The sequence below is a fragment of the Pedobacter sp. 10L46_2 genome, from assembly GCF_056395165.1.
Window position 1 is genome coordinate 1 of record NZ_JBFTIZ010000288.1, and the last position, 11,217, is coordinate 11,217.

Sequence of the window (11,217 nt, forward strand, 5' to 3'; positions counted from 1 at the left end):
GTTGATGTGGTTACCACGATTGTTGATGTGGTTACCACGATTTTCGATCCAGAACCTTACCAAATCATAATAAGCCTTTTCATTTACCGGAACCTCCATTTTCTTTTTAAGACCAGGGTTGTTTTTATATAGCCAGTATAATTTCATAACCGCTTCCTCTGGCCCGGAGTGGGCTGGTACCCCCATCAGGTTGCTCATGTAATCCATCAGGTTGCTCATGTAATTTGCAAAACGGGTAGCAACTTCGAGCAGTTTGGTTTTACCTGTGGCATTGTAATAGTGAACGCCTGCCTCTATGAGCATACCTGCATTGTAAACATCGTGTTGAAAACGTAAAAGCCCACCGTTATCTCCCCAGTGATGGGTTGGTTCCATTAGATCGGTATAGGTATTGATATATCCGTTGGGATCGGCCTTTTGAGCAGCATAGATACGATCTATATACCCATCAAGTCGTGCCTGTAATATTGGATCGGGATGCTGAATGGTGAGATCACCTATTCCGCGAATGCTTTCATAGATCAAGCCGTCAAACCAGGGCAAACCTGCATGACTGCCTGTTCCTTTTTTTCCCTGGGCAATCTTATCGAAATTGTTAAACACATTATTACTTTCCTGTTCTTTTGCAGGCAGGTGTTGTCCTTCGAACTTATTCAGCACATCGTTGGCAGTTGTGGTTCTCCAAAGCTCGAATTTAGGACTCCAGAAAGTGTCATTTATGTTTGCTTTAAGGCTTTGGGTTAGCTGGACATTCTGGTTAACACCAGTGGTTTGTGCCATGCTATCGGTAAAAAGAGCAGTGGTAATGCCGATGCTTAATAAGAAATAGTGTTTCATTGTGTGTGGTTTGGTCTCCAAATATATAAATATTTTACAACTGGTACGAACTGGTACGATTTTTTTATTTTTTATTTACGATGTTTGTCTGGCAAGTAACTATATTTGCCAGCAATACACCAAACGTGAAAGAAAATAAATCAAAATATAAACTTGTAGTAAGCCATGTGATTGATCGAATAGGCACAGAGGAATACAAGAATGGAGACAGGATACCTTCTATCAATGATTTCAGAACTGAGTATGGCCTATCGCGTGACACAGTGTTTGCGGGCTTACGCGAACTGATGTCAAAAGGTATTATTGCATCCAACCACGGGGTTGGTTATTTTGTGAAGAGCACCAAAATTCAGACAGGACATCATATATTCCTGCTCTTCAATGAATTCAATGAATTTAAAGAAGACCTGTTCAACTCTTTTGTGGAATCGGCTGGGAATAGCGCCACAGTTGATCTGTATTTTCATAATTACAACAGAAAGGTTTTTGAAACGTTGGTAAATGATGCCAATAACAAGTATACAGATTACATCATCATGTCGGGAAAGTTTCAGGGAATTGAACCGCTGTTGGAATCTTTATCGGGCAGGGTGTTTTTGCTGGACCATTTCCATGCAGATTTGAAAGGAAAATATTCATCGGTGGCACAGAATTTTGAAACAGATACCTACGAGGCTTTGGAATCAGCCATAGAATTGATTCGCAAATACAGGCACATTTATATGATTCAAAAGGAAGAAAAGGAGCCTTTGGAGCGTTATGATGGTCTTAAAGTGTTTTGCAGCAAGTATGGGTTTGGCCACGACTATCTTTCTGTGACTACCACAAGAACAATAGAAAAAGGTGATTTATTTATTGTGGTGAATGACAGGGACCTGGTGGATCTTTTGAAGCAGGCCACTGCTCAACAGCTTACCGCAGGTACTGATTTTGGGATCATATCTTACAATGATACCCCCCTTAAAGAGCTTCTTGCCGGTGGGATCACGACACTTTCTACCGACTTTAAGCTGATGGGAAAGACCATGGCAAAGCTGATCAAAACAAAAGGGATTAACACAGTTGAGAATCCATGGAAGCTGGAAGTTCGAAGCTCCCTGTAGAAGCTATTTGATCAAAGGATTTTTTTTGGTATATTCAACTATCATTAAATCTGCAGGTTATGAATTATTTTAAAAGCATTTCGCTGGCAATCTTTTGTTTGCTCTGCGTTTCCTTCACAGCTTTCCACCATGGTTGGGCTGATTATGATCAAAAAAAAGTATTGGATTTTAAAACCACAATTGAAGAGTCGGTATATGAAAATCCGCATGCCTTGGCTAAAGTAAAATACAAAAAACAATTATGGACAGTTTATTTAGCCCCTACCAGCCGCATGACAGATCGTGGGCTAACTGCTGATATGATTAAAAAGGGGACAGAAGTAAGGTTGGTTGCTTATCCTCATAAAACTAAAAAAACAGAAATGAGGGCAGAAAGGATATTTGTAGACAGTGTAAAATACGAATTGCGATAGCTGTGCCTTTGTTTATATCTGATCTCCTCAGCTGGTTAGAAAATACAGCCTTGGCGGCTGCTATTCGTCAATCCTTGTGGTTGTACCCGGCTTTGGAAATTGTACACATCACAGGAATTGTAATTTTAGTGGGCGCTGCATTTATGTTCGACCTGCGGTTGCTGGGTTTTTCAAAAAGCCTTTCCATATTCGGCTTATCCTGCCATTTGCTTCCCTGGTCAAGAAAAGCATTGCTGTTGGTTATACCCTCTGGAATGTTATTATTCATGACCAATTCAAAAACCCTTGGTATAGACCCAACATTCTGGCTAAAAATGGCTTTGCTGATAATTGCAGCCCTTATTGTATTGGTGTTTCATAAACTCTTATTCAAACCTAAATCTGACGCCCAAAATCAAGAACTTCCGTTTTCCACAAAAATATCGGCCCTTGTTTCGATCACCGTATGGGTAGCAATTATTGCCTGCGGTCGTTTGCTGGCGTATTAACCTTTTTGGAGAAACACAATACTATTGAGAACCTGAGTTTTAAATTAAGATCTGAATCTGGTATCTTTAATAAAAACTTTTACCATGAAGCTAGTGACTATAGTTGTTCCTGAAGGGGAAATTAACCTGAGTAGCATAACCGGTTCATTTGAAATACTAACACGCGCGAATGACATTTGGCAAAAAATGGGTAACAAACCCATGATGGAAGTAAGGATAGCCGGATTTGTGCCAGAGTTAAAGGTTGATGACGGTTTCTTTTCTATTAAACCTATAAATATTAATGATATAGAAAAAACTGATCTGCTGATCATCCCCTCTGTTTCTTATGACATTGATCTGCTGGAAAACAATGCTTCTCTAATTGCATGGATAAAGGAACAGTATATGGGTGGTACTGAAGTTGCCTCAATGTGTTCCGGGGCATTTTTGCTCGCAGCCACAGGCTGATTTTAGACGGTTGTTTCCAAATATTAATCTTCAAATTGATAAGCTCATTACCGCTGAACGAGGAATATATACCAACGGGGGTGGATATTCATTTTTGAACCTGATACTTTTTCTGGTTGGAGAGTATTTTAACAGAGAGGTAGCTATTATCTGCTCAAAGATTTTTCAAATTGACATTGAAAGATCATCACAGTCGCCTTTTCACATTTTCAGAACACAAAAAAACCATGGCGATGAACTTATTAGTAAAGCACAAAGTTATATAGAAGAAAATCTAAGCGAGAAAATTTCCTTTGAGGAACTTGCCTCAAAGCTTGCCATTAGCCGAAGAAATTTTGACAGACGATTCATTAAAGCAGTTGGCAATACTCCCGTGGAATATTTGCAAAGAGTAAAAGTAGAAGTTGCTAAAAGCACACTTGAAAAAGGAAATAAGACCGTTTATGAAGTTATGAATGAAGTTGGCTATTCAGATGACAAAGCATTTAGAGGCGTTTTCAAAAAAATAACTGGCTTATCCCCATTGGATTATAAAGCCAGGTATTTTAAGGAATCTGTGTTAGTATAGCAACCTATCTTAATACTTATCTTAATATTGCTGTAGCAGCTCCAGCATTTTACGATCTAGCTTATGGCCATTGTAATCTTCATATTCTACATCTTGCCGCTCGCTGTCAAGAATACCAAAACTACCACGCAAATTCCATAGCGACCAGCCCCAGCCATTTTCCTTCCATATTTCCAGATTATCTTTCATCCATGCAAGCGATACATCATGAGGAGTATGCTGGTATGCTCCCCATTCGCCAACATGTACTCCTACGCCCTGGTCCATTAGCTTTTTCCAGGGATCAAATATTTCCAGTTTTAACCGATCTTTATCCCACTTGTCGTTGCTTTCTGGATTTAAAGGCCAGGTTGGAACAGGCCAATCTGCTTTAACCCAGGATGCTTTATAGTGACTTACCTGCATAGGTCCGTATCCCCGGGTACTTTGTCCAACATTTAAGTCGGATGCCCCAAATACGGGTTTAGTTCCATAATGGAGTCCATCAATAACAATTAATCGATCAGGATCTTCTTGCCGGATGGCATTAACAATCCGTGTAACTACCCGCACGTAATCTGGCTCCTCAACATTTGAAGGCTCATTAATCAGATCGAAGCTCAATTTCTTACTATTGATCCTCTTGTATCGTTTGGCCAGGGTTTGCCAATGGAAGGCAGCAGCTTCTAAAGCCTTCTCATCTTTCCATAAATTAAGTGGCTCTGCCGGTGGATTAACACAATAACCCGGGACACGATGGAGGTTAAGGTTAACATGAATCTTGTATTTAATTCCGTAGTCAATTGCCTGATCTATTTCTTTCAACACATTTTCGTCCATTTGAAGCCAATTATCAGGTTTTGACCAGCAGTGGTATGACATTGGTAAACGGGCAAAGTTAAAACCCCATTTGGCCATCATTTGAAAATCTTCTTTTTTAAAAGGTTGGTTATGGTCTCCATTAAATTTCTCTAACAGATTAAAGCCACGCCAGAGCGGTAACTTGTTTGGTATAATTAAAGGGTTGGATTTAACAAATGCAGGTGTAAATAGGCTTGCAGCTGTTAAACCCACCCCTAGTTGAAGGAATTTTCTTCTTTCCATTTAGCTTTGAGATAGTTGAGGTTCGGTTTATTTCCTTAAATATACCAACATTCATGGATAAGTAGAAGACTATCTGTTATAAACATCCACAGCGCTTTCGAGATGTCTTGATCCAGATGTATGTACAACAAACCCTCCTACGCCAAGACCCGCAGCAAGTCCCCAGAACAATAAAGTACCCGTAACATTTGGACCTTTTGTGTTCATACTGCTCTGACCGAATCCAGTATGCGATAGTTTTTGCATATTGTTACCTTTTACCAGAAAAGAAACAATACCAGCCACAAATGATGCTCCGGCAGCAGCATATAATATTTTGCTGGTATTCATACTTCTTCTGTAGCCAGCCAGCATATCCATGCTTTCCGGATTATCGGCCATGTCGTTTTTAAGGTTTTGATAATTTACTTTTTTCAAATTATCGAATCCTTTGTTGTAATACATCCGAAGGTTAACAACAGGCTCTGGCCTGCCTCCATATCTGTATGCCCTATCGTCCAGAAATTCATCATAAGGAATTTCCTGAAAAATATTAATTTTTCCCTCTGCAATACGCTCGGCGAATTCGGCAGTGCGTCCGAAAGTGACTCTCCTGGTATTGGCGAAGAAACCATTTTCGTTACTAAAGAATTTTACTTTTTCGGGCGAAATTCTTCGGGAATCGGCCCGTAGCTGCCAAAATCCAGAAAAATCAGGCCGGAAAATGATCCTTTTAGCATAGATTACGGAGTCGGAATTAAGGTAAAGAAAGTTTTGGGATTCGTGCACCTGGGCACGGGCTGTGATGGCATAGCTAGCCAGTACAACCATGAGAAGCTTTTTCATAGTGGTTACATTTGTGTGTACCTAATAATACACAAATAATAGCCCAAAACTTCCTTTGTAAACAACAAAATACATTTGATCGCCAGATCAATTCTATTCGTGATTTGGATGGCAATTTATTTACCTATATCCTCGAAATTTCTGTTATAGCGTTTAGTATAAAAATCATCATTGGTTTCGGCAGCTTGCTTATATGACAAGGTAAGTTCACTTCCGGGGGCAAACTGCCAAACATAGATTAAATCGACATTAAAAACATTGTAATTCCTATCCATTGCAGTAAGTGGAGCACCCTGATAAGCAGCAAGCGTACCCTGATTGGTTAACAGATAAAATTCTTTATTTCTCCTATCACTCCAATAGTGCCGCAATACAACAGACACTCCCATCTTATTGCTGAATGAATATTTTGCATCAAATGAGTTTTCTACTGTGTTCCGGTTATATCGGGAAAAAATTGCCTGATCACCTTGCGCTTTTATCCAGCTGACATAATCGTAGCTTGGATTAAAATTCAAATCAAGACCAAAAGCGATCCTGTCATTTAATCTTAAGTTCTGGAAAAAATAGAAATTATATTCCCTTCCATTGAAAAGTTCCTTTTTGAAGTACTTTACATTTCCTCCAAAGTTATATGCCTTTGCATTATTTGGATTTACATAAACAGATGCCCCAAACCGGGCAGGCGTTCTGTACAATTGACCGTTTCGGGCTTCATAAAAATCGTTTCCCTCTGGCCCGTAGTCTAAATCCACTTCAACCGACCAAATACTTTTAAATTGCACCCAGGCACCGGTAACGACACCAAAACGCTGATAATCGCCGGGATTAACACGCCGGGAATATTCAAAATTTAACCAGCTTTCTAGTTGGTTATACCATGAGGTTGGCTTGTAATTATTATATCCAAACCTAACAAGCTGGTCTAAAAAATTATTGTTGGTAAAAAAGCCCATATCAGATTTATCGAACTTGTCATCAGCATATACCTGATTATAGCTCCATCTGAAATTTCCGCTCTGCTTACCACCTTTAAATTCATAATTAAAACCTGTTCTGCTGGTGGCTCCTTTTAGATAGCTCATTTTACCTGCCCCATTAAAAAAGTAAACATTCTTTTTGTCATTAAGGTTGAACAATAAAGCGCTTACGTTAGCATCGTAGGCAGAGCCCTGCCTTAAAACATTGGTATTGATAAAAGTTGCAGAGCTGTTGTTTTTTAAAGACTGATCGAATACCAGAATGTTGTAATTGGTTAGCGGTTGAGTTTCAGTTTCTCTTATACTCCCTTGCTGGTCTTCAACCTCGGTTTGCATGGCTTTAGTTATCGCGTTAAAAATACCTATGCCAAGTCCTTTTGCGGTTCTACCGGAAACCTTTGTGGCATTTAGCACTTTGGCTTCACTTTGATCTTTAATGATGGTTTCAGTGCTGCTTATATCAGAACGATTATAGTATTTTGGAATAGAGCCAATGCGCTTTGAATAAAACAGATCTCCCTTATTAAACAGTTCAGTTCCTTCTGTAAAAAACTGTCGGTTTTCATTAAACTTAACTTCAAAGGGTGTTAGGTTCAGAATTCGGTTATCGGACTGCACCTGACCAAAATCCGGCACCAAGGTCATATCTAAGGTAAAGCTGTTGTTAATACCATACTTAACATCCATACCGCCATTGAAACGCGCGGTTGTGTTTTTTATACCTGGAATATTGGCCGGATAATGGTTTACATAAGCAGACAGATAAGGGGAAAATGATAAACGTAATGGTGGTTTTATGTCCTTAACGCCCATCCAAAGCCCCTCCTGATTAATAAAACCATTTACATTGGGATTAACAAAATTCCAAAATGTTTGAACATTTGTGCGCTGGATTCGGCGACTGAAGTTTAGTCCCCAGTTTTGAATCTCTTTGGCAGAAAAACGCAAAGCAGAATAAGGAATTTTCATCTCAGCAGTCCAGCCTTTATCATCGATCTTAACTGCACTTTCCCAAACAGCATTCCAGTTCTCATCTTCATCGCCAATTTGCGAGTATTTGGCATCAAACTGAACTCCCGCAGCGGTAACAAAAAAACCATTGCCATTCATCTTGTCGTAAAAAGGGTCGAAAACTATGGAGATAAAATCGGCATTGCCAATATTATCCCGCGAAACCAATTCATGAGAAACACTATCAGGATGATCATACATCCGCGCATAAACATATACTGCAGCATCGTCATATAGCACCTTCATCTCCGTACGCTTCTCCTTTCCTTCTACCCTGCCTGGTACAGGTCTGATTTCAAAAAAATCAGTAGCGATAGGAACATCTATCCAACAGTGATCATCGAGAATACCATCTATTTTTGGGCTTTCGGTAGTTCTCACCGCCTGCAATTTCTTTTGCACTGAAGGATCCTGAGCCTGACATACCAGTGTATATGAAAGCAAGAAAAACAGAAATATGTAGTGTTTCATTTAAAGCGGTTAATGCCTATAAGACACTACCGTATTGTAAATGTTGCATGCTTGCTTACATTAATATTCAGACAAAATCTTGCCATCCTTACTAATAAGTATTGCTATATTTAAACCGATACAGTGTACGGTGCGCGTTCTATTATTTTAACACTAACCCAATCCCCATATTATGGTCTTATTCACAAAAAAGTCACTACGAATAGTCACTTGCATTTTAAGTTTATTAGTCGCCAATTATGCATTAGCTCAGGAAAAACCTGTATATGTAATCGTTCACGGAGCATGGGGAGGTAGCTGGGCTTTTAAAAATGTTGATGAAATAATGTCCAACCACGGCAACATTGTTTACAGACCAAGTTTAACCGGTCAAGGTGAACGTGTCCACTTGAGTTCTCCTGACATTGATCTGAATACCCACATCAAAGATGTGGTTAATCTGATTCTTTATGAAAACATACACAATGTTATTTTAGTTGGTCATAGTTATGGAGGCATGGTAATTACCGGAGTTGCCGATAGTATCCCGGATCGAATTAAAAAGCTGGTTTTTCTTGATGCAATTTTGCCTAACGATGGAGAAAGTTTAGCTACTTCCAAAAAAACTGGCACTAATGATATTGGAATGGCATCAACAAATGGTTTTATGATTCCCCAATGGGTTAAACCAAACCAGCCACTTCCAAAAGATGTACCCCAGTCTGTCAAAACCTTCACTCAGCCTGTTTCAAGAAAAAACCCTAGGGCCTTAAAATTGCCTGCGACATACATATTAACTGTGCAAGAAGGTACAGAACCTGAAAAAGACAGCTTTTATGCATATGGTGAGAGGGCCAAAGAAAGGGGTTATAAATACCTGATATTTAAAGCAGATCACAACCCACAGTTTAACAAATCTGCAGAGCTTGCTGATTTTCTGGAAAAAGAGAAATAATGATTTTAGATTGCTCTTTTATCTGCTGTAAACACCGGAGTGTATTGCTTTTCGCAACTCCCCGTCTTCAGTATCTGCGGTATAGTCCCAGTACATCGCACCGAGCATTCCCTTTTCAAGCAAATAAGCGCATTTTATAGCAATAGACTGCGGCGTTTCATAGGTCAATACAAACTCTCCTGCATCATTCACTAAATAAGGAGCTTTAGCCACATCATCCCATTTTTTTGTATAACCGTTTAGTTTTACGATGTCTTTATAATCGATATACCAGGCAATATCACCTTTACCATGCCCATAAAATGGAATCCCAAGAACTAGTTTGTTGGCGGGTACACCTGCATTTAAATGTGCAGTCACCCCTTCATCCACACTGATGTCTTTGGTATACTCTGAATGATAAAGGCCTGCATGATGATTTGGAGGGGTCCCCATGTCATACGTCATCACATTCACAAAATCCACTATTGGTGTAATCGCCTTAAAATCGATATACTTTGCATTTGAAACAGACGCCAATGTCAGTAATTTTTTATGACCAATCTTATTTCTAATCTGAGACATCAGTAAAGTATAGTTTTTGGTATCATCTGGGGAAGAAGATATTCCAGCTTCGGAACTTGTGGGATATTCCCAGTCTATATCTATTCCATCTAAGTTAAATGAACTTACTACTCTTTGGCAATCGTCAACAAATTTGCTTCTGTTTTCCACAGACGCAGCCATTTCACTAAATCTTCCACTTTTCCACCCACCAATAGACAGCAAAACTTTAAGCTTTGGATGTTTAGATTTTAATTCAACAATATCTTTCAAACGGCCTTCATTCTCGATAGTAACGCCATCAAATGTTTTATTTACATGGCCAAAAGCATAATTGATGTGTGTAACCAGTTTAGGATCGGGTAAAACCTTACCCCACGACGTAACATAAGCTACAATTACCTTATTCTTGACGTGCTTACTGGGAGTTTCTTTTTGCTGTGCCTGAGCTGTACTTAACATAGCAGTAAGCAAAATACCCATAATGGAGTAAATAAATTTCATGGTTAAATTGGTTTAGGTGCCTAAATTTAGAAAAAATGATCAGATATTATGGGCATTGCTTTTGAATTGCTTCAGTAAATTCTTTGGTGATAGGCCTTCCTCCCAGTTTCTTGCATTCATTATAATATTTCAGGGCATTTTTACAATCCTGCTTCATAAAATACACTGCCGATAGCTTAAATAAAGTATTTTGATTTTTAGGATCTATCTTATACGACTGGATTAATAAATCAATAGCGGCAGACAAATCCTTGGGATTGTTGCTGTTGGGAAATCTGGCGTAATAGATTGTTGCTTTATCAGTAAGTAAGTTTGAGCTATTAGGATTCAAACTCAGTCCCTCATTCAATTGTTCCATCGCTTTTTCATGATCCCCTAGTGTAAAATAAACAGCAGAAAATCCCCAGAATACATTTTCATTTTTAGGTTCCAGTAACCACGCCTGATTAAACCTGTACATTGCTGTTCTAACATCGCCTTTATAAAGATATTCAAAACCCAGTTTTATAAGTATCTCTGCACCTTTATGGTGGTTACCTTGTTGCTTCAGGTAATCATCTATAAGCTGTTGATCTGCTTCTTTTTGAGAGTCCGTTTTAACAGCATCTCCAAACTTGGGATTTAACCTGATATTAGTTTGCGCTTCTTTTTTCCAATCCTCATAACTGATTGCTTTACCAGGTAATTCTGAGTTGACATTTGCAGGCTGCTGTGCGTAATTACATGAAGTAATTGATAATGAAATTAGAGCTATTATTAGAAGTTGTTTCATTAAGAGATGCGTTGAATTGCTATTTGTTAAAAAATTCTATTCTTGTAGAACAAGATAGGAACTATTTTCTTACTTTAACAATTGCTTATAGCAATCAGAACCGAACATACAATATGGCCAAATACGTCTCTCTCATTTTAACCAGATTCCTTTTTTTATTTTGCATCCTTTTTGTTTTATGCTTTAATAATGGGGCTTTTCCATTCCTATATTATATTCAGAAGTTCAGTATACC

Annotated in this window: 12 protein-coding genes; 6 read left to right on the plus strand and 6 right to left on the minus strand. The window is 38.8% G+C overall.

Annotated features, from left to right (window positions below; translation table 11 throughout):
* Positions 1–837: beta-L-arabinofuranosidase domain-containing protein (locus AC1DDX_RS22635; RefSeq protein ID WP_477622637.1), on the minus strand; the 837-nt coding region annotated here is incomplete at its 3' end.
* Between the two features lie 125 nt (positions 838–962).
* Here AC1DDX_RS22635 and AC1DDX_RS22640 point away from each other — a divergent pair.
* The 5 genes from AC1DDX_RS22640 (at position 963) to AC1DDX_RS22660 (ending at position 3,859) form a co-directional block, all read left to right on the plus strand.
* Positions 963–1,940, plus strand: a complete 978-nt coding sequence (locus AC1DDX_RS22640) for a GntR family transcriptional regulator (protein ID WP_288883054.1) — start codon at positions 963–965, stop codon at positions 1,938–1,940.
* A 59-nt stretch (positions 1,941–1,999) separates the two neighbouring features.
* Entirely contained in the window at positions 2,000–2,353 is a 354-nt protein-coding gene (locus tag AC1DDX_RS22645) for a DUF6152 family protein (protein WP_172662500.1), read from the plus strand.
* An 8-nt stretch (positions 2,354–2,361) separates the two neighbouring features.
* Complete coding sequence (locus AC1DDX_RS22650) at positions 2,362–2,841, plus strand: DUF6644 family protein (RefSeq protein WP_337717783.1); 480 nt, start codon at positions 2,362–2,364, stop codon at positions 2,839–2,841.
* Between the two features lie 84 nt (positions 2,842–2,925).
* On the plus strand, positions 2,926–3,291 hold the full coding sequence (locus AC1DDX_RS22655; RefSeq protein WP_477622638.1) for a type 1 glutamine amidotransferase family protein: 366 nt from the start codon (positions 2,926–2,928) through the stop codon (positions 3,289–3,291).
* 10 nt (positions 3,292–3,301) lie between these two features.
* Positions 3,302–3,859 (plus strand): GlxA family transcriptional regulator, encoded by a 558-nt coding sequence (locus AC1DDX_RS22660; RefSeq protein WP_477622639.1) that lies wholly within the window; start codon positions 3,302–3,304, stop codon positions 3,857–3,859.
* Between the two features lie 21 nt (positions 3,860–3,880).
* Here the strand turns inward: AC1DDX_RS22660 and AC1DDX_RS22665 are convergent, their stop codons facing one another.
* From AC1DDX_RS22665 to AC1DDX_RS22675, 3 genes are all read right to left on the minus strand, one after another.
* Entirely contained in the window at positions 3,881–4,942 is a 1,062-nt protein-coding gene (locus tag AC1DDX_RS22665; protein ID WP_337717784.1) for a glycoside hydrolase family 5 protein, read from the minus strand.
* A gap of 69 nt (positions 4,943–5,011) precedes the next feature.
* Positions 5,012–5,767 carry a hypothetical protein gene (locus AC1DDX_RS22670; RefSeq protein WP_337717786.1) on the minus strand — a complete coding sequence of 252 codons (756 nt, stop codon included), beginning with the start codon at positions 5,765–5,767 and terminating at the stop codon, positions 5,012–5,014.
* A 116-nt stretch (positions 5,768–5,883) separates the two neighbouring features.
* Complete coding sequence (locus AC1DDX_RS22675; RefSeq protein ID WP_477622640.1) at positions 5,884–8,229, minus strand: DUF5916 domain-containing protein; 2,346 nt, start codon at positions 8,227–8,229, stop codon at positions 5,884–5,886.
* 172 nt (positions 8,230–8,401) lie between these two features.
* Here AC1DDX_RS22675 and AC1DDX_RS22680 point away from each other — a divergent pair, with 172 nt between their 5' ends.
* Complete coding sequence (locus AC1DDX_RS22680; RefSeq protein WP_216854456.1) at positions 8,402–9,163, plus strand: alpha/beta hydrolase; 762 nt, start codon at positions 8,402–8,404, stop codon at positions 9,161–9,163.
* 18 nt (positions 9,164–9,181) lie between these two features.
* Here the strand turns inward: AC1DDX_RS22680 and AC1DDX_RS22685 are convergent, their stop codons facing one another.
* Positions 9,182–10,210: a glycoside hydrolase family 18 protein gene (locus AC1DDX_RS22685; RefSeq protein WP_337717790.1), complete on the minus strand. Its 1,029-nt coding sequence runs from the start codon at positions 10,208–10,210 to the stop codon at positions 9,182–9,184.
* Positions 10,211–10,256: 46 nt separating this feature from the next.
* Positions 10,257–10,982 carry a tetratricopeptide repeat protein gene (locus AC1DDX_RS22690; protein WP_337717792.1) on the minus strand — a complete coding sequence of 242 codons (726 nt, stop codon included), beginning with the start codon at positions 10,980–10,982 and terminating at the stop codon, positions 10,257–10,259.
* Positions 10,983–11,217: the final 235 nt, after the last annotated feature.

What these genes read in the sequence shown, in the direction of transcription:
- AC1DDX_RS22645 (WP_172662500.1), top strand. Translation starts at nt 2,000, where the DNA reads ATGAATTATTTTAAAAGCATTTCGCTGGCAATCTTTTGTTTGCTCTGC.
- AC1DDX_RS22655 (WP_477622638.1), top strand. Translation starts at nt 2,926, where the DNA reads ATGAAGCTAGTGACTATAGTTGTTCCTGAAGGGGAAATTAACCTGAGT.
- AC1DDX_RS22665 (WP_337717784.1), bottom strand. Translation starts at nt 4,942, where the DNA reads ATGGAAAGAAGAAAATTCCTTCAACTAGGGGTGGGTTTAACAGCTGCA.
- AC1DDX_RS22670 (WP_337717786.1), bottom strand. Translation starts at nt 5,767, where the DNA reads ATGAAAAAGCTTCTCATGGTTGTACTGGCTAGCTATGCCATCACAGCC.
- AC1DDX_RS22675 (WP_477622640.1), bottom strand. Translation starts at nt 8,229, where the DNA reads ATGAAACACTACATATTTCTGTTTTTCTTGCTTTCATATACACTGGTA.
- AC1DDX_RS22680 (WP_216854456.1), top strand. Translation starts at nt 8,402, where the DNA reads ATGGTCTTATTCACAAAAAAGTCACTACGAATAGTCACTTGCATTTTA.
- AC1DDX_RS22685 (WP_337717790.1), bottom strand. Translation starts at nt 10,210, where the DNA reads ATGAAATTTATTTACTCCATTATGGGTATTTTGCTTACTGCTATGTTA.
- AC1DDX_RS22690 (WP_337717792.1), bottom strand. Translation starts at nt 10,982, where the DNA reads ATGAAACAACTTCTAATAATAGCTCTAATTTCATTATCAATTACTTCA.